General features: G+C 59.0%; 21 protein-coding genes. 12 read left to right on the top strand and 9 right to left on the bottom strand.

Annotated elements, in window-relative coordinates; all coding sequences use genetic code 11:
• Nucleotides 1-2: 2 nt before the first annotated feature.
• Together infB and NA78x_RS00585 are read right to left on the bottom strand one after the other, a co-directional pair.
• Nucleotides 3-3,101, bottom strand: coding sequence for a translation initiation factor IF-2 (infB, locus tag NA78x_RS00580; RefSeq protein ID WP_425616470.1), 3,099 nt, complete (start codon nucleotides 3,099-3,101; stop codon nucleotides 3-5).
• Nucleotides 3,102-3,407: 306 nt separating this feature from the next.
• Nucleotides 3,408-3,578 (bottom strand): hypothetical protein, encoded by a 171-nt coding sequence (locus NA78x_RS00585; protein WP_425616471.1) that lies wholly within the window; start codon nucleotides 3,576-3,578, stop codon nucleotides 3,408-3,410.
• Between NA78x_RS00585 and NA78x_RS00590 the strand changes: the two genes are divergently transcribed.
• Nucleotides 3,571-5,334 carry a DUF3352 domain-containing protein gene (locus tag NA78x_RS00590; protein ID WP_425616472.1) on the top strand — a complete coding sequence of 588 codons (1,764 nt, stop codon included), beginning with the start codon at nucleotides 3,571-3,573 and terminating at the stop codon, nucleotides 5,332-5,334. The two genes, NA78x_RS00585 and NA78x_RS00590, sit on opposite strands and share 8 nt — an antisense overlap.
• Nucleotides 5,335-5,470: 136 nt before the next feature.
• Here the strand turns inward: NA78x_RS00590 and NA78x_RS00595 are convergent, their stop codons facing one another.
• The 3 genes from NA78x_RS00595 to NA78x_RS00605 all read right to left on the bottom strand — a co-directional run bounded on the left by NA78x_RS00595 (nucleotide 5,471) and on the right by NA78x_RS00605 (nucleotide 7,553).
• The gene (locus tag NA78x_RS00595) at nucleotides 5,471-5,662 is read right to left on the bottom strand and encodes a hypothetical protein (protein ID WP_425616473.1); all 192 of its coding nucleotides are present in this window, start codon (nucleotides 5,660-5,662) and stop codon (nucleotides 5,471-5,473) included.
• A gap of 327 nt (nucleotides 5,663-5,989) precedes the next feature.
• Nucleotides 5,990-7,216: a hypothetical protein gene (locus tag NA78x_RS00600; RefSeq protein ID WP_425616474.1), complete on the bottom strand. Its 1,227-nt coding sequence runs from the start codon at nucleotides 7,214-7,216 to the stop codon at nucleotides 5,990-5,992.
• A 100-nt stretch (nucleotides 7,217-7,316) separates the two neighbouring features.
• Nucleotides 7,317-7,553, bottom strand: a complete 237-nt coding sequence (locus NA78x_RS00605; protein ID WP_425616475.1) for a hypothetical protein — start codon at nucleotides 7,551-7,553, stop codon at nucleotides 7,317-7,319.
• Between the two features lie 278 nt (nucleotides 7,554-7,831).
• On the opposite strand from NA78x_RS00605, the gene NA78x_RS00610 reads away from it, so the two are divergent.
• Nucleotides 7,832-8,071, top strand: coding sequence for a hypothetical protein (locus NA78x_RS00610; RefSeq protein ID WP_425616476.1), 240 nt, complete (start codon nucleotides 7,832-7,834; stop codon nucleotides 8,069-8,071).
• A 10-nt stretch (nucleotides 8,072-8,081) separates the two neighbouring features.
• On the opposite strand, the gene NA78x_RS00615 is transcribed toward NA78x_RS00610, so the two are convergent.
• Complete coding sequence (locus NA78x_RS00615) at nucleotides 8,082-8,318, bottom strand: hypothetical protein (protein WP_425616477.1); 237 nt, start codon at nucleotides 8,316-8,318, stop codon at nucleotides 8,082-8,084.
• Nucleotides 8,319-8,605: 287 nt separating this feature from the next.
• On the opposite strand from NA78x_RS00615, the gene NA78x_RS00620 reads away from it, so the two are divergent.
• The 7 genes from NA78x_RS00620 to ispG all read left to right on the top strand — a co-directional run bounded on the left by NA78x_RS00620 (nucleotide 8,606) and on the right by ispG (nucleotide 15,276).
• Nucleotides 8,606-8,770 carry a hypothetical protein gene (locus NA78x_RS00620; protein ID WP_425616478.1) on the top strand — a complete coding sequence of 55 codons (165 nt, stop codon included), beginning with the start codon at nucleotides 8,606-8,608 and terminating at the stop codon, nucleotides 8,768-8,770.
• 7 nt (nucleotides 8,771-8,777) lie between these two features.
• Nucleotides 8,778-9,548: a class I SAM-dependent methyltransferase gene (locus NA78x_RS00625; RefSeq protein ID WP_425616479.1), complete on the top strand. Its 771-nt coding sequence runs from the start codon at nucleotides 8,778-8,780 to the stop codon at nucleotides 9,546-9,548.
• Nucleotides 9,549-9,695: 147 nt separating this feature from the next.
• Entirely contained in the window at nucleotides 9,696-10,136 is a 441-nt protein-coding gene (locus NA78x_RS00630; RefSeq protein ID WP_425616480.1) for a hypothetical protein, read from the top strand.
• 35 nt (nucleotides 10,137-10,171) lie between these two features.
• Nucleotides 10,172-11,446, top strand: a complete 1,275-nt coding sequence (locus NA78x_RS00635) for an SMI1/KNR4 family protein (RefSeq protein ID WP_425616481.1) — start codon at nucleotides 10,172-10,174, stop codon at nucleotides 11,444-11,446.
• A gap of 26 nt (nucleotides 11,447-11,472) precedes the next feature.
• A complete protein-coding gene (locus NA78x_RS00640; RefSeq protein ID WP_425616482.1) occupies nucleotides 11,473-11,868 on the top strand; it encodes a hypothetical protein in 396 nt (131 codons plus the stop codon).
• A gap of 194 nt (nucleotides 11,869-12,062) precedes the next feature.
• Entirely contained in the window at nucleotides 12,063-13,976 is a 1,914-nt protein-coding gene (locus tag NA78x_RS00645; RefSeq protein WP_425616483.1) for an IGHMBP2 family helicase, read from the top strand.
• A gap of 154 nt (nucleotides 13,977-14,130) precedes the next feature.
• Nucleotides 14,131-15,276, top strand: a complete 1,146-nt coding sequence (gene ispG / locus NA78x_RS00650; protein WP_425616484.1) for a (E)-4-hydroxy-3-methylbut-2-enyl-diphosphate synthase — start codon at nucleotides 14,131-14,133, stop codon at nucleotides 15,274-15,276.
• 12 nt (nucleotides 15,277-15,288) lie between these two features.
• Here the strand turns inward: ispG and NA78x_RS00655 are convergent, their stop codons facing one another.
• Both NA78x_RS00655 and NA78x_RS00660 read right to left on the bottom strand, forming a co-directional pair.
• A complete protein-coding gene (locus tag NA78x_RS00655) occupies nucleotides 15,289-15,870 on the bottom strand; it encodes a Uma2 family endonuclease (RefSeq protein ID WP_425616485.1) in 582 nt (193 codons plus the stop codon).
• Nucleotides 15,871-15,960: 90 nt separating this feature from the next.
• Nucleotides 15,961-16,746, bottom strand: coding sequence for an SDR family oxidoreductase (locus NA78x_RS00660; RefSeq protein ID WP_425616486.1), 786 nt, complete (start codon nucleotides 16,744-16,746; stop codon nucleotides 15,961-15,963).
• A 127-nt stretch (nucleotides 16,747-16,873) separates the two neighbouring features.
• Between NA78x_RS00660 and NA78x_RS00665 the strand changes: the two genes are divergently transcribed.
• A complete protein-coding gene (locus tag NA78x_RS00665) occupies nucleotides 16,874-17,632 on the top strand; it encodes an SDR family NAD(P)-dependent oxidoreductase (RefSeq protein WP_425616487.1) in 759 nt (252 codons plus the stop codon).
• A 26-nt stretch (nucleotides 17,633-17,658) separates the two neighbouring features.
• Here the strand turns inward: NA78x_RS00665 and NA78x_RS00670 are convergent, their stop codons facing one another.
• On the bottom strand, nucleotides 17,659-18,417 hold the full coding sequence (locus tag NA78x_RS00670; protein ID WP_425616488.1) for a helix-turn-helix domain-containing protein: 759 nt from the start codon (nucleotides 18,415-18,417) through the stop codon (nucleotides 17,659-17,661).
• A 181-nt stretch (nucleotides 18,418-18,598) separates the two neighbouring features.
• Here NA78x_RS00670 and NA78x_RS00675 point away from each other — a divergent pair, with 181 nt between their 5' ends.
• Together NA78x_RS00675 and NA78x_RS00680 are read left to right on the top strand one after the other, a co-directional pair.
• Nucleotides 18,599-20,782, top strand: coding sequence for a hypothetical protein (locus NA78x_RS00675; RefSeq protein WP_425616489.1), 2,184 nt, complete (start codon nucleotides 18,599-18,601; stop codon nucleotides 20,780-20,782).
• Nucleotides 20,772-22,253, top strand: coding sequence for a sulfatase family protein (locus tag NA78x_RS00680; RefSeq protein WP_425616490.1), 1,482 nt, complete (start codon nucleotides 20,772-20,774; stop codon nucleotides 22,251-22,253). Before NA78x_RS00675 ends, NA78x_RS00680 begins: the two co-directional genes overlap by 11 nt.
• Nucleotides 22,254-22,265: the final 12 nt, after the last annotated feature.

The following is a 22,265-nucleotide window of genomic DNA, read 5'->3' on the forward strand; positions in this document are numbered from 1 at the left end:
ACTTATAGCGTGCGAGCCACTTCTTCGATGCGATACGCTTCCAGCACATCGCCTTCTTTGATGTCGTTGAAGTTCTGCAGCTTGATACCGCATTCCATGCCGCGGCTGACTTCTTTCACATCATCCTTTTCACGACGCAAGGTATCGATGCCGTAATCGCCGATGGTGCGGTTTTCGCGATTCACACGCACGCGGCAACCACGCTCGATGCTGCCTTGAATGACCTGGCAACCGGCAACCGTACCGACGCGACTGATCGCGAAGGCTTGCTTGACGAGTGCGCGGCCCAGTTCGACGATTCGCTCTTCGGGCTTGAGTCGGCCTTCGAGGATCGCTTTGATGTCGTCGGTGAGCTTGTAGATGATGTCGTAGCGGCGAATTTCGACGCCCCGATCATCGGCCAGGACACGAGCGTTTTCATCGGGAATGACGTTGAAGCCGACGATGACCGCATCGGAAGCATGGGCCAGCGTGACGTCTGCCACGGTAATGCCGCCGACCGAAGCCTGCAGCACTTTCACCTTTACCTCGGGGTGCTCGAACTTGCCGAGTTCCTTGAGGATCGCCTCGATCGAACCACGCACGTCGGCGCGGATGATGAGGTTGAGGGTCGACACATCTTCCGAGTCGTGCAGTCGGCCTTCCGACAACCGCTTCTGGAAGTCTTCGAACGACATCTTGACGTTGCCGCCCGAAAGCGACGACTGCCGAGATTGCGAGGCACGACGACTGGCCAGTTCGCGAGCTTCGGTGATGTCTTTCACCACGTACAGGCGATCGCCCGCTTCGGGAGCGAAATCCAAACCGGTGACATTGACGGGCATGCTGGGCCCGGCAGATTCCACCTCTTCACGCGGACGAAGCGTATCGTACATCGCCTTCACGCGGCCATGACCGGCACCGCAGACGATGATATCGCCCGCTCGCAGCGTACCGTTTTGCACCATGATTTTGGCGATGACACCACGGCCCGGTTCTTGTTCGGCTTCGAGGCACATGCCCATCGCGGCGCGATTGGGGTTGGCCTTGTAGTCGTGCAATTCCGCGGTCACAAGCAAGGTTTCGAGCAGAGTGTCGAGGCCTTCGCCGGTGATGGCGCTGGTCCGAATCACTTCGACATCGCCACCCCATTCGCTCGGCAGCAAACCGGCCGTGGCCAGTTGCTGGAAGACCTTGTCTGGCTGAGCGCCAGGCAGGTCGATTTTGTTCATCGCCACGACGATTGGCACACCGGCAGCCTTGGCATGGCTGATGGCTTCTTCGGTCTGTGGCATCACGCCGTCGTCGGCAGCGACCACCAGGACCGCGATATCGGTGACGTTCGCACCACGAGCACGCATTTCGGTGAACGCTTCGTGACCGGGCGTATCGACAAACGACACGCGGCGACCATCGGGCGTGGGAACCGAGTAAGCGCGAATGTGCTGGGTGATACCACCCGCTTCGCCCTTGACCACGTTGATGCCGATGAGCCGATCGAGCAGCGACGTTTTGCCGTGATCGACGTGACCGAGCACCGTAACAATCGGCGGACGTGGCAACAGATTGGCTTCGTCCTCTTCGACCGAGAATTGCAGTTCGAGCAGTTCTTCGGGCGTGGGAGGCTGCTTGACGGTGATCTCGACGCCCACTTCGGCGGCGAGCAACTCGACGAACTCTTCCGGGACCATGGAGTTGATACTCACCATGATCTTGTTGTTCATGAGTGTTCGCAGCACGGTCGCCTTGCTGATGCCGGTTTGTTCGCAGAAATCGCGAACGCTGATCGGCAGCACCAGTTCGACCTTTTCTTTGCGCGGAGCCGTTGGCCCGCCATGCTTTTTGATACGCGAGAGCGTGTTGCGACCACGGCGGAATCCACCGTCATCGTCCTCACCACCCACGCGAACCTTGCCGCGATTGCCGCGCTGGTCCTGACGCTTGGCACGGAGCGAACCAATGTCACCCAAGCCTTCGCCTTCACCAGGTCGGCCCTTGCCGCGACCACCCTTGCCGGCCGCATCGGCTGGCATGGGCATCGCGCCGGGCTTGCGGGCATCGGTTTGCTCGCGAGCCTTTCGCTGGGCGTTGGCTTGCTCGGCCGCTTGCTTCAGCGGGGCCGAACCCATTCCCTTCTTGTCTTTGAGCGCTTCCGTCGGAATGCGCATGATCGGCTTTTGTGCGGTCACTTCCGGTGCCTTGGCAACCGGTTGAGGCTGACGAACCTCAGGCATCGCCGCGACGCGCACCACTGGGCCGCGTCGTTCGGGACCCTTGGCCGCTGGTTTACCGGGAACTTCAGGATCACCAGGCTTGGCTTCAGCCTTCTTGCCGGCAGCGCCAATCACTCGGATGCCACTGCTACGACCACGCAACGAGAGCGGATCACCACGCTGAGGTGCAGCGTGATGCGGAGCCGTCGAAGGCGTCGTCGGGGCAGGGGTCGAAAACGACTTGCTGTGGCTGTGAGCACTTACCGTGGGCGGAGCCGTCGGAGGTGCAGCAACCGGTGGTTCTGGAGCTGGCGGTGCAACGGGAGCCACAGGCGCTGCCTTGACGACGGGCCGGGGTGCTTCCACGGCAGGTTCGACAACTTTGGGCGTGGCCTTGGGCGCGGCAACCTTCGGTTCAGCAACCTTGGGCTCGGCAGGTGGAGCTTCGTCTGCAGGTGGTTCGACTGCTGGAGTCTTAGCCACAGGCGCGGGTTGTTTCACGACCGGTGGCGCTGGTACTTCGACCTTCGCTTCGGCGGCGACAATAGGTGGCTCTTCGACAGCGATAGCCGTTGAATCGTCAAAGGCAGGCGTCTCGACCACCGGAGCTGTGCCGGGACGAGCGCGACCGACCGCAGGGCGCGGTGGTGGAGGCGGAGTGAGAGCCGTCGTCGACACAGGGGCCGACAATACAGCCTTCACATTGACCGCAGGTGCTGCCGAGGCAGAGGAGGAAGCAGGGCGCTTCGAGTGCCCGTCAAGATAGGCCTTGAGCTTGGCAACTTCATCATCTTCCAGACTGGCCAGCGCCGAACCTTTCCCGGGAATACCTGCTTTAGTGCAGAGATCCACAAGTTCTTTGCTATCCAGCTTCAAATCTTTCGCTAGCGCGTAAATCCGTGTGGGCACATTGCCCTCCTCAGGCCTTCTGGCGCGATTCAAAATTTTCGCGCCAGTCAGGCGGTACCGCAGGTCAAATCATAGAACGCATCTCCTCGACAACCACCCAGTTAACAGACCAGGAAGATTGCCTAAGTCCGGGAAGCGAGTTTTTCGGGTGAAGCAGTGCAGCGTGGCTAGTTGCGGCGGCCCCATTAGGCACGGCCCGCGTTGGCCTCAAAACTTTGCTCTTTCACCCACTCGCCACCAAGCAAAACAGCACGCGACGCCAGCCAAAGCCGCACTTCGGGCCATCCGCAGATTGGGAGTGATCTGTTAATTTAGCTTTTTGCTGTCATCTTGACCAGTTGGCAAAAGCGGTTTTTTCCCACAATCGGCAGAATCCTTTGGTTGAAACCGCTGCCCGCCAGGGCAGGTATTTCCAGCAGGAACTTTCTGGTTGCCGTTTTGCCCTTCAACCCCTCCTGTGGTCGCCATCATGCTCATTCACGTCCGTTCGTTCCTTGCCGCCACGATGCTGGCACTGGTGGCTCTCTCGGCCACTTTCGCTCACGCTCAACGGCCGTCCGCACCAAAACTGCTGCCCGAGCAGACCCTGGCGTACTTTCGGGTGATGGATACGCCGCAGTTGATCGAACGCTTTCGCGAAACCAGCTTGGGGCGCATGGGAGCCGACGAACAGATCAAGCCGCTCGTCTCGGAATTCTACGCAGCCTTGCAGGAGCTGTGGGGAAATATCGAAGAGCGGGTCGGCCTGCCGCTCAACCAGGTGCTGGCCATTCCGCAGGGCGAAATCTGTGCAGCGTTCGTGGCGGTGCCGGAAGGGCCGACCGGGCTCGTCGTACTGCTGGACGTCAAAGACCAGGTGCTGAATGTTCGCAAGTTGCTCGAAAAGGGTGATGCCTTCGCTGCCGAGAATCGAATGACGAAGGCCACCGAGATGCTCGATGGGCATGAGATCAATCTTTACTCCGGGCCGAACGGCAACGTGCAAGCAGTGCAAATGGAGCGAGACGGAACCATTGTCATCACCTCCAGCAAGGATGTGATGCAACTGGTGCTCGATGCCTGGGCCGGCAAAGTTGAAAAAACACTCGCCGATAACGACCGCTTCAACTCGATCATGAGTCGCTGCCAAGGCGCGGCCGACGACCCGCCGCAAATCACCTACTATGTCGACCCGATTCAAATCGCCCGCGTGGTCACGCGCGGCAATGCCGTTGCCCGAACGGGCCTGGCGCTACTGCCAGTCCTGGGCCTCGATGGCGTTAAGGGTCTCGGCGGCAGCATGCTCTTTGCCTCCGGCGAGTTCGACTCGGTCAGTCACTTTCACCTGCTGCTCGAAAGCCCTCGCAGCGGCGTTGTCGAAATGCTCGCCATGGGCAGCGGAGACACCACCCCCGAACCTTGGGTTCCGGCCGATTCGATGGGCTATACCACGCTCCACTGGAAGCTCGACGAAACCTATCATCGCGGTGCCAAGCTCTACAACAGCCTGATGGCTGAAGGTGCCGCCGAAGCCGAGATCAAGACCCGCGTGCAGAACCTGGTCGGGCTCGATTTCGAAACCGAAATCCTCCCTGCCATCGAAGGTCGCGTGACGTATGTCGCCTGGGTCGAAAAGCCCATCAAGCTCAACAGCCAGGCGAACATGATTGGCCTCAAGCTGAAAGACGCGACCGCCTTCCAACCCACGTTCGACAAGCTGCGAGAAAAGTTCGCCGACTACTTGGAAAAGAAGACGTACGCCAACGTCAACTACTATCTGATCAAAACTCCCGCGTCGCAAAACGAGCCGCCGGTCAATCTGCGCCAGCCTAGCCCCTGCGTTTGCATTCTGGGCGACTATCTCATCGTGACCGACAGCACGGCCGCCCTGCAGCAGGCAATCATCACCAACGGCACACCGGGAACATCATTGGCGGCCGAGCTCGATTACAAGTTGATCGCCAGCAAGATCCGTCGCCAGGTTGGTGGCGATGCCCCGGGCATGGTGCAGTTCTCGCGGCCCGAGGTGGGCATGAAGCTGCTCTACGATCTGGCCCAGTCCGACGACACCCAAGGCCTGCTCAATCGCCAGGCCGAGTCGAATCAATTCTTTGGCCGGCTCGAGAAAGCCATGAAAGACAACCCGCTCCCTCCCTTCTCGGTCATCGCTCGCTACTTCGCCCCCGCCGGCGCCATGATGGTGAACGACGAAACCGGTTTTCATTACACCGGCTTCACGCTGAAGCGGAAGTAGGGGAAAAGGGGCCAGAGACTAGAGACTAGGGGCCAGGGATTAGCAAATTCAAACGCCCCCGCCCCTGCGGCGGGGGTCTATTGGCTTTTGCGCTAGCTACCAGGCCATTTCGCAGCCCGATGCAACTTTGAAATTCCTACCGCGTCGGTCCGTAGTACGGCGCGTCGACGGGCAGCGGTGCGTAAGCAGGTGCGGGTGGAATCTCGAAGACGGGCCGCGCGGGGACGGGATGAAAGCGCGCGACCGGAGGCGTGATGGCGGCCGGACGTGGAGGCTGTTTCCAGTAGTCCAAGTGCTGATGAATCGCGCCTTGCAAACGGCCTTTCATGCCACCGTGTCCGCCGCGGCAATGACCAGGTGGGCAATCACCGGTCGGGCAGCTGGGTTGGCAAGTTGCACAGCCTGCATTTCGCGTCGGCGCGCAGCACGGATGACAACAGCCCGAGAGGGCAGCGGTCAGCAGGAGCGCGAAGGCAGCGAAGTGGTAGTGCATCGTGTGACAAACGAGCTAACGTCAAACTACGGACAGCCGTGGCTGAGCCAGTGGCACCCGAGGAGTCTTGAGAAAATGGACCGCGGTGCCGAGAGGGACACCTTAAGCAAGCATCGGCAAAAATGGCCGGAGAATTGATTTAATCCGCACAGCTTGCCACTGCTAGCGAGGTGGCGCTTCGCTCTTCGGCGCTGGTTTGCTGCCTGGCTTCTGAATGATCGTCTGCAGAAACTGCATCGCCAGAAAGATGACGAGCGGAACGAACAGAGCCAGCGGCCACATGCGCCAGAGGAACCAGTTGCGCAGCGGCAGCTGCAACCCTTCGACCAGACTGACAACAAAGATCGTCAGCAGAATGAGCAACAGCAGCAAGCAGCCTCCGCTGGCCATCACACCTTTAAAATTGTGCTCTTCGGTTTGCTCGGCCTGTGAGAGCTCGATCGTTCGCCCCTTCTGCAGACTCTTCTCGACCGCGGCGAGCGTTTCCAAGTTGCGGCACGCTTCAAGCCAAGCACTTCCTAAGAGAACGGAGTCTTGCAGAACTTCTTCAACGGCGGAGAGCGTGGCGACCGCTTCGTTGCTCGCACGCCACTCGCCAGAATCACTTACACCGCCGGTGATTCGCCAGGGCAGCGTCGGTTCGCTGCGGACTTCCAGTCGCTGCTCAGCACCTGTGACGCCGGTGAAGTTCACCTGCAGGGCGAACTCTGCGGGTGGCATCATCGACCACCGCACCACGACTCCGCTGCCGGACTCCACTTGAACCGTGAGCGCATGCCAGGCTTGTTGGCTGGGCTCGGTCGTGGCGGTGCCGCCCAGCGCTGTCACGCGTTTGAGCTTGCCGAGCAGCCGCTCCATTAGCAGCAGGTCGCGGGCGAGCACCGCCGTCACGCTCTGCTTGTTACGCGTGGCGACAGCTCGTTTCCACTCCACCTGCTCGACTCGATCAAGCTGCAGCTGTTCGATCCAGTCATCGGTGACGAAGTGCGTCATTCCCGGGAACCAAGGCACGATGCCGCCGCCACCCTCGCGCCGCAGCATTTCAATTTCGTAGCCATCGAGCAAGTCGACAGCCGGATGCGAGACGAGCAGATTGCGGCCCGCTTGGGCTAACTTTCTGAGTTGATCGACTCGGCGACCTTGCGGTTCGAGCGAGTCGCCGCCCATCCGCAGTTCGCGCGGGTTGCCGACGAGTACGAGGTCGATATCGTCGCGCACCAAGAGCGATTCCCAGTTCTCGCTCCGTTCGACAGCGGGCATGAAGGCTGCCAGGGGCAACCGATTTTCGTCGGCTTCGTAAGCGGCGACTAGCGTATGCCCCGAACCCTCCGGCAACTCGCGCAGCAGAGCTTTCAGTTCGTCATCGCTACCCAGCAAAGCCAGTCGCATCGCACGTCGATCGGTGAAGAGTTCAGGAGTGTCGTTACTCCTTACTATACTACCGTGTCACCGGCGATCGAGCGGGCGCGTGGCAGTGCAGTGCCGCCGCTTAGGCCACTCGCGAGGCGGTTCGTGCACGCTCTTGCGCGCTATCGTAGGGTTCGATTCTCACCGCGACCTGCCATGATCGGGCCGCCGCTTCGAGCGACTGGCGCAGGTGTTCGATGCTCACCCCATCGCGGACGATCTCGAGCAGTTCGTCGTAGTGTCGCAGTTCCAGAGGTGGCGTGAAGGTAGCTTGAACCGAGCCATCCTTGCAAAGGATGACGAGCGAAAACGAGGTCATGCAGCAAATCCATAAAAGTGAACGTGCAGCAACTGTTTCTGCCCCCAGAACAGTGGACTGCAACTGTGCATTTATCGGCCCTACGCCATGCGGGCATCACGCCAAAGAACTTCCGCGTCGTGGGCGAAAGGTCTCAAGTTTAGCTTGGTGCAGGGAGCGTACGGCAGCGTACAAAAGCGACTGACTTCCACGCGATCAGCGGCAGGCTTCCAGGCGATCATTGGTGGTCGCGGCGAGATCAGTAGCGGCGTGAAATCCGGCAGCGTTAGAATCGGGCGATGGAAAAGAATCCCTATCAATCACCGGAGACCGACGCCTCTCTGCAGCTGAAACAGAGGCAACGCAGCCTGAAGTATCAGGTGCCGATTTTTCTCAATCGGGCAATCGGCTGGTTCACTTGGTGCCTGGCACTGCTGCTGATCGTCGCGATTCTGACTAGCGCGTACCTGAACCTGTTCGTTCGCCCGCCCGCGCGCAATCGCCAGCCAAATGCGCCCGGCGAGTTTCAGCAGAAGTGAGCGACGCCAATTACTGGGCGTCTGGCAAGCCGGCGAGCACTTCGCGCATCGCTTGCTCGAGACCGCGGCCGGTCGAGCCTTCGGAAGGTGGCGCGCCATGATCGACGCGCGAGGTGTTCCGCTTCCAGTGCCACCAGCCCGTTTCATCGGTCGAGATGATGGCGACGGGGCGCGAATTGGCTTGATCGATCAATTGTACTTGAGGGGGCTGACCAACAGGTCCGTCCCAGCGATACCTCGTGCTCATGCGACACTCGCTACCTGGCAGGAATGGAGAGTTTCCGGAAGAACAAAACGATCCTTGCAGCCAGGAAGAAAGACTCATCCCTGAGTGTCAGGCTCGTACCCAGATTATATCGGCTGTAATCCACCTCGGCAGTTACCCATGACAGCTTTTGTCCCGCTGGCGCATATCCGCAGCGGGTTCGCGCACCCAAATGAGGGTATATTTTACATTCGGCAAACACTGCCCTTTCAAAGGCACGGCGCTGCGTCTCGGTTACCTCAGCTAGCCCCTTTGTAGGAGAGAATGCCATGACCGCTCGCTTCAAGCTGTTTCAGTCCTCCTTCAACTCTTGGCCAACGATGTGCGCAGAAGTGGCCGAGTTTCTCACCTCGATTGGCCCCGACAAGGTGATTGGCGTGTCGCACAGCCAGGAGAGTAGTGTCGGTGTGATTACGGTCTGGTACTGGGAGTGAGGCAGCAGTGACGAACGACGGCATCCAGAATTTGTTTGCGCATCGATCCGCTGCGCAGCGATACGCCACCGCGCGCCCCTATTTCCATCCGCTGGTAATGGACAAGATTGTTGGGTTCACCAAGGTGGCCAAGTTTGGCCGCGCCATTGATATTGCCTGCGGTACAGGGCTTTCCTCACGAGCACTGACCGCGATTGCCGATCAGGTCGCGGCGGTCGACATCAGTCCCGAGATGCTCGCCGAAGCTCTGCCGCACGAGCGAATTCACTACCAGGTCTCACCCGCCGAGCGCACCCCTTTTGACAGTGCCAGTTTTGATCTCGCGACGGTCGGCCTCGCCTTTCATTGGTTCGATCAGGCAGCGTTCCTGCGAGAAGCAAAACGGATCTTGGCACTTGGTGGTTGGCTGGTGATTTACAACAGCGGCTTCCTGGGAGAGATGGTGGAGAATCCCGCCTTTCGAGCATGGGGTGTGGATCTCTATCAACGGCAATTTCCGACCCCCGCCCGGCGCTCATTTGGCATCACCGGCGAGTTGGCCGAGGAAGTCGGTTTGTCATTGGTCGGTAACGAAAGTTTTACGCATTTCGAAACGATGACCGCGGAGCAATTGACCTCGTACCTGCTTACGCAGACCAATGTTATCGCCGCTGTCGAAGCGGGAAGCATGCCTTTAGCGGAAGCAGCCAGCTGGATTGCCACCGGCGCTGCGCCCTACTTTCGCGATCAGCCCGGCACGATGAAATTCGGCGGCACCATTTGGTACCTGAGCGCGTAAGCCTCTTCACGGCATCTTCATGCGCCACAAAACTCGCGCACGTTGTTGCGACGCGCGATTGCGGATGGATTAGACTAGCGGCACTCTCCCGTTGTTTGATTCTGTGTTTCATCACTTTCAGATCACTGCCCGTAGAGAGAGTTCGCCATGCTAAAGTTTGCCCTGCTAAAGTTTGTGTGTGCCCTTGCCTGTTGCTTGTCCCCGCTGGTGATGGCTCAGGCTGCTGAGCCGGTCGTTGTTGCCTTGTTGCAAGAAGAAGTGGGGAAAGTGCCCACGCTCAAGGCGACCGATGTCGAAGAGCAGAAGAAGCTCGTCGATAAGACCGTGAAAGTGACCGGCAAGGTGAGCAAGATCTACAAGCCCGAATCGGGGAACGTCGTCGTGCTGAACTTTGGTCGCGACATCAAGACCTGCTTCAAAGTGGCCATTAACAAGCGCGACTACGGCAACTGGGAAGGTGGCGTCCCCGCCATCGAAAAGATGTACGGCGATAAAACCCTGACCGTCACCGGCAAGATGATCCTGTACAAAGACGCCCCCGAAATCGTCGTCAGCAAACCCGGCGAAATTGAAGTCGCCGCCGAATAACCGCGGGAGAGGCTTCCAGCCTGTCGCGTACTCTCATGTTTACTCAGCGGCCCCTCCATCGTCGCGCTGCGGTAGTCGCTACCTCTTGGGAACGCATTGAGCGCTGGCTTGCGATCAACGCTCCCGAGGCCGCCGCGAGCCTGCTTCCCGGCGCGGTCGCAGAGGACATCCATCGGTTTGAACGCCGAATGGGAGTAACGCTACCAACGGAAGTGCGCGAGTCGTTCCAAATTCATGATGGACAACAGCCGTATGTGATGGGTGTGCTCGCTGGCCAGCCTTTGGCAACTTTGGAGCAGATGGAGGACACCCTTACCTTCAATCGGGATCAAGTCCAAGAGTACGAACAGTCCGATGCATCGTGCGGGTTCGACGCCGAGTGCACTTCGTTCCCTGCTAATGCCATACGTTGCGAACATTGGAATGGTCGCTGGCTCGCGATGGGCGACTGGGATGGCAATTGTTACGGGATTGATTTGGATCCCGGACCCAATGGTGTGGTGGGGCAGGTCATCAACTTTGGGCGCAATGAGCGAGCGAAGTATGTTCTGGCTTTCAGTTGGGCACACTTTCTGGAAGATATCGCCGACGAACTAGAAGCCGGAAATCTAATCATTGGGAGGGACAAACGGGGCGAGGTTGTCAGCTTCGGCCGTCCTGGGCACGATGATCAGGCTCTGTTTCGCTTCTATCAAGAATGGTCTGCGGCCAAACTGCCGGTTGAGTTGCAAACGATTGCTCCGGCAATCAAAACGCCAGTTTTTCCAGGCGCACAGGTTGTTGGAGCCATCGCCGACGAAGCTTGGACCTGCGTCCAGTCATTTGTGCGAGCAATGCACGCCTATGAAATAGGCTGGCTACAGGTGCGGCCCATTCACAAGTTGGGCTACAGCCTCATCGTGGAGAGCGAGTACGGCTTTCGCGCGCACGGCTTAGATATGGCCCGCCGCCCCGTCGAGTGGGCACCACCGGCACCGAGGGAGAAGATGCAACTGCACGCCTACAATCGCCAGGCAGTTGAAGAGTATCGAGCACTGCTGAAAGCGCATTGCACCGAGCGGAGGCGCGCCCTGGATGGCTCCTTTGTACAGATCTATCCCCCTCACTACGATCCCGCGTTTGATCGAATCGCCCAAGTCCGCGCGATTGATGAAAAACGGCTGCTCGTTTATCTGCAGCCGGTGGATGGCGAAACCACTCGCTATCATTTGCAAAAAGCAGCCGGTCGCTGGCTGATCGATTACAAGGATGTCACGACCGATCATGTGACGTTCGTCAAGCAATCGTTGTTGTTCGGACAGCTGGGGTGATAGCCTCTCATCACAGGGCGGTGGTTATGAGCGTTGCGTTCTGCGTCATCTTTCAAAAGAAGGTCGCACCCTACGGCACGTTGGGAAGCGACAATCCGGCGCTGACCAGCAGCTATGAAAGGCTCGACAAACTGGCTGCCGCGCAAGGAGTCGCGACCTTGGGAAGCTTTCTCAGTCAGGATCCTGCGGAGCTGGCCGACATGCTCGGGCTAGATCCCGATGACCTCGATGCGGCTCCCGAAGAATGGTTTGAGGCCGCAGCAGGACTGCAGGCCGTCGAGGAAATCACGGCGTTCGTGCAGGCCAATCCGAAAGCCATTCGCAAGGCGGACGAGATTCTGGAAGAGCTGGCGAGCGTCAAACTCGAGCTCGCGGCAGCCGTGAAGAAGAAAGTGAAGTTTCACTTTGCCATCGTGCCATAAGCCCCCCCAACAGAGGGGCTCTCACAAACCCCCGGGTAATTGATTGTAAGACACGGCGTATTACTCGGTTTTGGCACAGTTATCCTTATAACAATTGGCGCGGTTGGTGAATGGCCTTTTCCCGGGCCGGTGCGCTGGAGCGGCGGAATGGGGTCTGGCCTTGACGCCCGCGTGCAGCCAGCCACGATTGAGGGATGCCTAAGTTTGTCGACGAGCATTTTGCTCGCTTGCTCCACTGTTTGAATCTGGAAGCTGCTGCCGAAGCGGCGATGGCCCGCGCGCGATTGCAGCGGATGAGCCCGCAGGACGCCGAACGAACCGGCGCGAGCCTGGTGGGCCTGACCATTCGCGACGAGACCACGGGCCTCGGTGGCCGGACCATTCTCACGCTCGGCAAGCGCGACCAGACGGTTCCTTTGCCCTGGACGCGGCTCAACACTGGCTCGCCGATTTTGCTGAGCGAAGAGAAGGTCGATGACGGGGCCACGGTGCGCGGCATTGTCAGCTGGCGAGATCGCCAGACGATCGAGCTGGCCCTGGCCTTCTCGCCCGAAGAGGTTGGCGATCGACCCACGTGGCGAATTGATCTGTCGAACGACGAAGTGGCCCGCGATCGCCAGCGGTTCGCCTTGCAGCGAGTACAGTCGGCGGAGAAGGGCCGGTTGTTCGAACTGCGGGCCGCGCTCATGGGTGAAGAGCCGCCGGAATTCAAGCCGCCCGTTGCCCCCGATCCGCAGGCTGGTGCGAGGCTCAATCCTTCGCAGCGCGAAGCGATTGCCTTCGCCTTGGCTGCGCAGGACGTGGCCATCATTCATGGCCCGCCAGGAACCGGCAAGACCACAACCGTTGCCGAACTCATTCGTCAGGCAGCCGCCCGCGGCGAAAAAGTGCTCGCCACCGCGCCGAGCAACATGGGCGTCGATAATCTGCTGGAACGCTTGCTGCGAGCCGGTGTGAAAGCGGTGCGGCTTGGTCATCCAGCCCGCGTGCTGCCGGAGCTGCGCGAACACACGCTCGACTTGCTCGTCGAGAATCACCCCGATTTGAAAGTCGCCCGGCGATTGATCAAAGAGGCTCGCATGCTGCGCGATCAGGCCAGCCGCTTCAAGCGCGCCAAGCCTGCGCGGGGAGCGAAGCAAGAGCTGCGGTCCGAAGCGAAGGGGATGATTGCCGATGCCCAGCAGATTGAGCGGCAGGTGATTGCCGAATTGCTCGATGGGGCCGAAGCATTGTGCGTCACGCTCACGGGTCTCGATCACGAAGTGCTCGGGCCGCGGCAGTTCGACCTGGCCGTGATTGACGAGGCGTGTCAATCGACCGAGCCCGCGTGCTGGATTCCGCTCCTGCGTTCGCAGCGGTTGATTCTCGCCGGCGATCATTGCCAACTGCCACCGACGGTCGTGGCTGCCGAGGCCCAGCGCGAAGGCTTTGGCGTCAGTCTGCAAGAACGACTGATTAAGCGGTACGGCGACAAGCTCATTTCCCGCCGGCTGACAACGCAGTACCGCATGCATACGTCGATCATGCAGTTCTCGTCGCGCGAGTTTTACGACAACGAGCTCGTGGCCGATCCTTCCGTCGCCTCGCACTTGCTGTGCGACTTGCCCGAGATCGAACGGACCCCGCTGACCGAAACACCGCTCGAATTTGTCGATACCGCCGGGGCCAACTACAACGAAGAGCAAGAGCCCGACGGCGAGAGTCGCCGCAATCCCGAAGAGGCCAGGCTAGTCGAGAAGAAGGTCGACGCGCTGCTCGCCGCTGGCGTCGCTCCGAGTGAGATTGCCGTGATTTCGCCCTATGGTGCCCAGGTGCGGCTGCTGCGGGAGTTGCTGGGCGAAGACGGCCCGGAAGTGGACACGGTCGACGGGTTTCAAGGTCGCGAGAAGGAAGTGGTCGTGCTGTCGCTCGTCCGCTCGAACAGCACGGGCGAAATTGGCTTCCTCAGCGACACTCGCCGGATGAACGTCGCCTTGACCCGCGCCCGCCGCAAGCTGATCGTGATTGCCGACAGCGCCACCATCGGCGGCCACCCCTTTTACGCCCGCCTGCTGGAATATTTTGATCAGCAGGGAGCGTACCGCACCGTGTGGGAAGAAGTGGAGTAAAGGCAGAACGAAGAAGTCAGAATGCAGAATGAAGGCGGGGAGACTGTTTTCATTCTGCGTTCTACATTCTGCCTTCCAGTGATGTTGTCAATTTTCCTGCGGTTGTTGAGAATAGGTGCGAGTTAGCAACTGCGGCACGCCTGGGGAGACTTTGGTGCAAATTCAGCGGAACCCGACACGGTCGGTCAAAATTGGCTCGATCTTTCTCGGCAGCGAGCATCCGATCGCCGTGCAAAGCATGACGGCGACCCATACGCAGGATATTGATGCGACCGTCGCGCTCGTCAACGACCTGCAAGCCGCGGGGGCCGATGTCGTGCGGATTGCCGTCGACAGCAAAAAGGACGCCGAGGCACTCGCTGAGATTCGCAAGCAAACCAAGGCGAACCTCTCCGTCGATTTGCAAGAGAACTATCGGCTGGCCGAACTCGTCGCGCCGCATGTCGACAAGGTCCGCTACAACCCGGGGCACCTCTATCACCACGAGCCCACCAAGCCCTGGCAAGAAAAGGTGACTTACCTGGCCGGTGTCGCCAAGGATAACGACGTCGCGATGCGCGTGGGCGTGAACTGCGGCAGTGTCGATCCGGCGAAGAAGGAAAAATACGACCCGGCCGACTCGATCACCCCGATGCTTGAGAGTGCCTGGGAACATTGCGAACTGCTCGATGGGCTCGACTTCACTCGCTACTGTGTTTCGCTGAAGGACAGCGACCCGCGCAAGGTAGTGGAAGTGAACAAGCGATTCGCCGAACGTCGTCCCGATGTGCCGCTGCACTTGGGCGTGACCGAAGCGGGTCTGCCGCCCGACGGCATCATCAAAACGCGAGTCGCTTTCGAACAGCTGATTGGTCGCGGCATTGGCGATACCATTCGCGTTTCGCTGACCGTGCCGAACAATCGCAAGAAGGAGGAGATCGAAGCGGGGCGCAAGATCATTGCCGATATCGCGGCCGGGCGAGTTCGCAGCGTGGTCGATTACGGCCTGCAAACGCTCAACATCATCGCTTGCCCCAGTTGCTCGCGCGTCGAGAACGAAGCGTTCATCGAACTGGCCCAGCAAGTGAAAGAGATGACTCGCTACGCCGAGAAACACGCGATCACCATCGCCGTAATGGGCTGCCGCGTGAACGGTCCCGGCGAAACCGACGACGCCGACCTGGGCCTCTGGTGCGGCCCGAACTTCGTGAACCTTAAGCGCGGTGGCATCGAACTGGGCGCTTATCCCTACGACGCCATCCTCGGCAAGCTGAAGAGCGAACTCGACGCGCTGGTGGCGACACGAGTGGCGTCGGCATGACTGCCCGCGAACTCACTCGCCGGCTGGGCGTGTGAGCAGATTCTTCACATCCAACAATTCGGCAAGTTTGCACCGAAATCCGGGAACTACGTCTTCGCCTTCGAGATCGTCATTCGCGTTAATGATGATCCCACGACCATTGGGATGATAGACGCTGGCTTTGCGAGCCGCAGGATCAATCACCCACACCAGCCGAACGCCGACTTCGAGATAGAAGTTCACCTTTTCAGAAACTTCTTCCGCGAGGTCGTTGGGTGAGATTACCTCGACGGCCAGATCTGGAATGAATCTCGCGTGGGCCAGAGGCAGCTCTGTGGACAGAAGTTTCGCAGCCGCGACGAACGACACATCGGGGCGTCGCACCTGCGGAGAGTCATGCGTGGGAAAGAGATAGCTGGCGTCCCCAGGGGCTACGAGGCCCAAGGAGTTCGCCACCACATAGTTGCTTAAGCGGCGAAAGAGTTCGCCACTGATTACAGTCGATAGCCAGCCCACTGACTTCTCCACGAGCTTGCCGTTAACCAACTCCATCGACTCCTGGCCCGGAAGGGCCAGCAGCTCTTGGGGAGTTAAAGATGATGCAACCGTTGCCATGACCACACTCAATCGACTAACTGTTTGTCGCGGAACTCACCAGCGAATTATACCACGGTATGGAGCCGGTGAAAAACATCGCATCAGCTCCTACGTCGTCACCGCCCGATCGAGATGCGTGTAGCCACCGTCAACGTGAATCAATTGCCCTGTGGTGTGACTGCTGCGCGGCGAGAGGAGAAAGACGACCATGTTGGCAATCTCTTCGGCAGTGGTCATGCGCCGCTGATAGGGAATGCGAGCTTCGATTTTCCGGCGTTCGCCGTCGGGATCACCCAGCGTGAGAATCCACTTGGCGTAGAGGGGCGTCCAACACTCGGCGACGATCACCGCGTTGACGCGAATGTCGTACTTGCCCAGCTCGATCGCCCACTCGCGAGTGAGCGCGTTCCGCCCGCCATTTGCCGCGGCATAAGCCGAGGTGTGCCCTTGCCCGGTCTCGCCCACCTTGCTGCCGATGTTGACGATGGCTCCCTTGGTGGCTTTTAGTTGTGGCAAGGCGAAGCGAGCCATTTCGTAGTAATGGACCAGGTTGCGATGCAGCGAAGTGAGGAACGCGTCGGTGTTGCCGTCTTCGAGATTGACGTTGTCGTTGATGCCCGCGTTGTTGACGAGGCCATCGATCCGGCCACATTGAGCAAGCGCCGAGTTCACCGCTCGTTCACAGGCAGCGCTCTCGGTCAGTTCGGCAACAATGCCAAGCGCTCGGCCGCCGCGCGCGACGATCTCGTTCACCGCGGCGTCGTTGTCTTGTTGACTGCGGCCGATGATGACGGGCACGGCTCCTTCACTGGCGAGGACGTCGGCAATCGCGCGGCCGATTCCTTTGGCGCCGCCGGTTACCAGAATCACACGATCTTGCAGTTGCAGGTCCATCACAGGGCTCGGGGCGGGGAGAGAGTGGAGTGAACAGAAACGACCATCATAGCCGGGCGGTTTTCAATCGGCGCGTCGTTCGCTAGATTCAAGCCACCGCATCCACCTAACTCCGCAGGAACAGGCCGTGACCAAATTCTCGCTCGCAGGACACACCGCCATCGTCACCGGCAATAGCACCGGCTTGGGCAAGGCCATCGGTCTGTCGCTTGGTCTCGCGGGGGCCAAGGTCGCCGTCAACTATGCCAACAACGCCAAGCGGGGCCAGGAAGCATTCGACGAATACAAACAAGCCGGCATCGAAACCGTGCTGGTGCAGGCCGACGTGACCAGCGAAGAGGGAATCGAAAAGCTGTTTCGCGAAACCGAAGCCAAGCTGGGCAAAGTCGACATCATCGTCCCCAACGCGACGTGCGAACAGCCGCAGCGGCCCATCGAAGACTACGACTGGGCCTTCTATCAACGGATGCTCGACTTTTTCATCAAGAGCCCATTCCTGCTGGCCAAGCGGGGGCTGCCCCACATGAAGCAGCAGCAGTGGGGTCGCTTCATCAATATTACCAGCGAAGTATTTCAGCGGTCCATCTCCCCCTTCAGCGCCTACGTCGCCGCCAAGGGTGGCCAAATCGGCTGGTCCCGCAGCATGAGCCGCGAGCTCGCCCCGTTCGGCATTACCGTGAACATGGTCGCTCCCGGTTGGATCCCCGTCGAACGTCACGAGAACGATCCGCAAGCCGACAAAGATGCTTATCTGGCTCTCATCCCCGCCGGCCGCTGGGGCCAGCCCAAAGACGTGGCCGAAGCGGTCCTCTATCTCGCCAGCGAAGAAGCCTCGTTCATCACCGGCCAAACCCTCTGCGTCAACGGCGGCATGACACCGTGGTAGGGGCTGGGAGTTAGGAACTGGGGCTGCTAAGACCGAGTGCTCTTTTGCCGAAGATGTTGCCTCTCGCGAAAATCCGAAGGGGTCATGCTCATCGTTCGCTTAAAATACCGGGCAAAGTAGTTCTGGTCGTCGAAGCCACACTGATACGCAATGTCGCCGATCGAGTCGGAGCTGGCCGATAGTCTCAGACATGCTTCATGCAGTCGCAGGCGGAGAATGAACTGCAGGGGCGTCATCCGAAAGAGCTTCTCGAATTCACGTCGAAACGTGGCCTCGGTAAGTTGGCACGCGTCGGCGAGAGCCAAAACTCGGATCTGTTGCGAGAAGTTCATTTGAATGTGGTCGAGGGCTGGAGTCAGCACTTCAAAATCCCCCATGCGGTGATCAGCGGCTTCCAAGCGGCGGCTGATTCCCACGAGCCCAACGATCTTGCCTTGGTGATCGCGGGCAGGAACCTTGGTGGTGCAGAACCAACTCAGCGCGCCGGCGGAAGTGATATTCAGCTCGCACTGTTCCAGAATCGATTCTCCTTGCTGTATCACGCGTTGATCATCTTCCGCAAAGGCATTTGCGAGCGCGTTCGGAAAGAAATCGTGGTTCGCCTTTCCGTAAAGATCATCGGCGTTTCCATAGCGAAAGATCCCGCGACGGTGGACTTCGTTGCAATGGATCAGACGTCCGGCTTTGTCTTTGATAAAAAAACAGACGTCGGGAAGCAGTTCGAAGAGCTGGCGCGTCGACGTATCCAGGCGAATCTGATCTAAAGCCGGCGTAACAAGGGGCATGGCTGAGCCTGCAGAGATGCAAGGATTGTGCTAATCGTCGGTCGTTTTCGTGCGAGCAGGTTTAGCAATTGAGCGATAAACTGCAGAAAATCGTAGCAGATCCTCAAAGCCCTTGCTGAAAATGCCAAAGGCCAGCGTGAAAACAATGCTAGTAAGTTTGTCCTCGCCACAACGATTCGTCGTGGTCTTGGCCATTTGCCTGGCCGGTGCAGTTACAAGTTCATCTGCGGCGGAATTGCGCCTGGAGAATCAGTTTCTGGCCAGAACCGTCGTGGTCGAGAACGGACGGCTGAGAACCACGTGTCTCGCCAACAAACTGGACCGCAAGGAATTGAAACAGGCCGGCACGGAGGAATTTCGCCTGCGGCTCTCGGCTGATGTGAACTCCGCGCAGCCCGACATTATGCTGACCGCGGCAGATTTTGAAGTTACCGCCAGCGACAAAACTGCGGAAGCAATTCGCATAGAGTTGCGCAGCAAAACTCACGGCGTGAGCGTTGCGGTTTGCTTCACGCTGCGATCCGGGAAGCGTTACGGTCACAAGCACCTGGAGATCGTCTCGGATAAGGCAAGAACACTGGAGTTGGTCGACATTGAGTCACTGGTCATTGCCGAAGCATTCTCGCCTTACAAAGCGAGAGACTTGATGCGGGCCTACGGCCGCTTCCTGCCGGCGTTGGGGCAGCCTCTTTACACGAACGGGACCGCAACATTCTGGGGTGTCGAATTTCCCGCGGCTTGGAATCGCCTGGAAGATGAGACCCTGCGCTGTGGCGTTCAATACGGAGAGAGTTTGCAGCCGGGGCAGAAGTTTACCACGCATCGCGCGGTCTTTGGAGTTGGCGATAATCCCGAGTTTGTCCAAGACGCCTTTCTGGAATACATCGACGAGATTCGCGCTTCGCCGGCAAAGTTAAGCGTGCAGTACAACTCCTGGTTCGACTTTGGTGGTGGCATCACGCAGCAGAAACTGCAGCAGTCGCTGGACACGCTGCACCAAGAACTTGTCGAAAGACGCGGCTGCCGCCCGCTGGATGTGTATGTCATCGACGATGGCTGGCAAAACTCGCGGCCGCCGCGGTCCCCTTTAGCGGACTGGAGTAAAGGTCTCTATCCGGTCAACGAAGCGAACTTCGATGCTGATCTGAAATCGGCGCGCGCGGCCATTGAAGCCAAAGGTTCGCACCTGGGATTGTGGGCCAGTCCGGCTTGCCTCTTTGGTGCGACCGCGAATCTTGAGGTCTTGGAGCAGAACGGATTCGAAGTTCTCGTCGGCGAGAAGCACCCCAAGAGCGGGCGCGCCAAGAAAGCGATGTCGATGGCAGGACCGAAGTATCTGGCGTTACTCGAAAAGCGTCTGCTGGAGATGGTCGACATGGGTTCGGTCTACTTCAAGCTGGATGGCATCTTTGGAGACATGCAAAGTCGACTGTTTGATACCGTTCCGCATCGCGGCACTCCGGTAATGACGTCGCTGCTTCCTCCGGATGGCATGCCGGCGAACGATCCGCGGATCGACGATCCCAAGTTCGACGAAATGAAACGCTATTACATCACCGTTGCCACGGCGCGTTTGGCGGCGATCTTTGACAAAATGCACGCAAAGAACCCGCAGGTTCGCATTCTGTGCCACAACGGCGCGACGATCAGCCCTTGGTGGTTGATGCACCTCGACGTCTTGAGCCTGGTGAACTGCAATGACGGCGCGCCTGGCGGCCGCACGCTGCAAATGTGCTATCGGGACGGCCTGTACTATCAGCTGACACGGCGCGATGGCAACCAGGTGCCGCTGAATAGCTTCTTCAATCATGAGCCTGCGAAGGATGGAAATCGTTTCGATGACGCGAGTCCCGAGGCGTTCAAGAACTACCTCTTCCTGGCCCTTTCGCGAGGTACGCTGACCGTCGAACTGTACTTCGTAGTAAATTCGCTCGATGCCAAGGATTTTGACGTCGTCGCCGGCGGCCTCAAGTGGCTGGATCAAGCCGCGCCGGCCTTCAAGCGTGCGCGGATGCACGGCGGCAGTCCAATCGGAGCGACCTCGGTCGACGAAGGGCAACTCAGCCTGAAGCGATTTCAACCGGACGTCGATGGCAAAGTGTACGGCTACACCGGTTGGACCCAAACCCAGGGATATGTCTCGATCCACAATCCCAGTCAGACGGCAAAGCCATACTCGTTCACGCTTGATCGCCACTTCGGCCTGCTACCGAACAGTGGTCCGTTTCAACTAAGGGTCACCCACGGCGAGAGTGCAAAAGAGTTGAAAAGGGATTGGAAGTTCGGCGAGACGGTAACGCTGAACGTGCAACCGCAGCAAGTCATCGTTCTGGATTTTCAGAGGAGTGAATCACGTGAGAAGTAATATGGCCGCGCTCAGCGTCAAGCTTGCCGTTCTGCACTTGGTAGTTGTCACCCTGGCTTTTGCTCAAGCGACGACGACAACTGCTGCGGAAGGGTCGCCCGAGAAACGTCCCAATATTCTGCTGATCCTCGCCGATAATTGGCGCTGGCCCAACGCGGGAGTTCTCGGCGATTCGCTAGCGAAGACGCCAACATTCGATCGCATTGCGCGCGAGGGCGTCCTTTTCACACACGCGTTCAATCCTGTCCCCTCGTGTTCGCCCACCCGCGCTTGCCTGCTGACAGGCAAGTGCGCGCATCAACTGGGCGAACGAGCGAGTCTCTGGAGCGCGTTCCCCCAAGACACCCCCGTGGTCACGGACCTACTGCGTCAGGCAGGCTACCAGACAGGTTTTGCTGGTAAAGGCTGGGGCCCTGGAAACTTCGAAGTCTCGGGTTGGAAGGAAAACCCCGTAGGAGCTAAGTTCGAGAGCTTCGCCAACTTCGCGCAAAATCGCGACAAGTCCAAGCCCTTTTTCTTCTGGCTGGGCAACACCGACACGGCGACCCGTGGCGGGCGACATCCCTATCTTGAAACCGCACTGGCCAAGCTGGATGCCAAAAAACTAGTCGTACCCAAGGAATTGCCCGATTGTCCGGAAGTTCGCCACGACTTGCTCAACTACTACGGAGGCATCATAAGACTTGACGAACAGGCAGCCGAGGCCGTTGCGTTACTGGAAAAGTCTGGTGATCTGGACAACACCGTTGTGGTTTTCGCCAGCGACAATGGCTGGCAATTGCCGCGAGGACTTGCCAATTGCTACGACGCCGGTTCGCGAGTCCCGCTGGCGATTCGTTGGGGTCAGAAGCTTCAGGCGGGCCGGCGCGTCGACGCGTTCATCAACGTCGCCGATCTAGCGCCGACATTCTTGCAAATCGCCGGCATCACACCACCCAAGGAGATGAGCATGCACGGCTTCCGCGAACTGCTCTTGGGAGAGAAGGACCCTTACTCGCGCGAGTCTGTCTTTCTCGAACGAGAACGCCACGCCGATGTTCGCCGCGAACATCAAAGCTATCCCATCAGGGCGATGAGAACTCGCGACTTTCTTTACATCCGTAATTTGCGCCCCGATCGTTGGCCCGCTGGTGATCCCGATGTGTACTTTTTGCACGAACGGCCGTATGGTGATGTCGACACGACAGCAGTAAAAGATGTCCTGCTCGCACATCAAAACGACCCGGCATTCCAGAAGTACGTTTCGCTGATTTTTGCGAAGCGTCCAGCGGAAGAGCTCTATGACTTGCGCAAGGATCCGGATCAACTTCAGAATGTGGTGGAAGATCCCAGCCATGCAGAGCGACTAGCAGAACTTCGCTCCTTGGTTCAGAATTGGATGCAGGCCACTGACGATCCTCGCATTGATCCTAAATTCGACGGGTTCGATACGTTCCGCTACTATGGCTCCCCACCAAAATCTCGCCCCTGATCCCCCCACCAG

This window comes from Anatilimnocola aquadivae (assembly GCF_049819085.1).
Classification (GTDB): domain Bacteria; phylum Planctomycetota; class Planctomycetia; order Pirellulales; family Pirellulaceae; genus Anatilimnocola.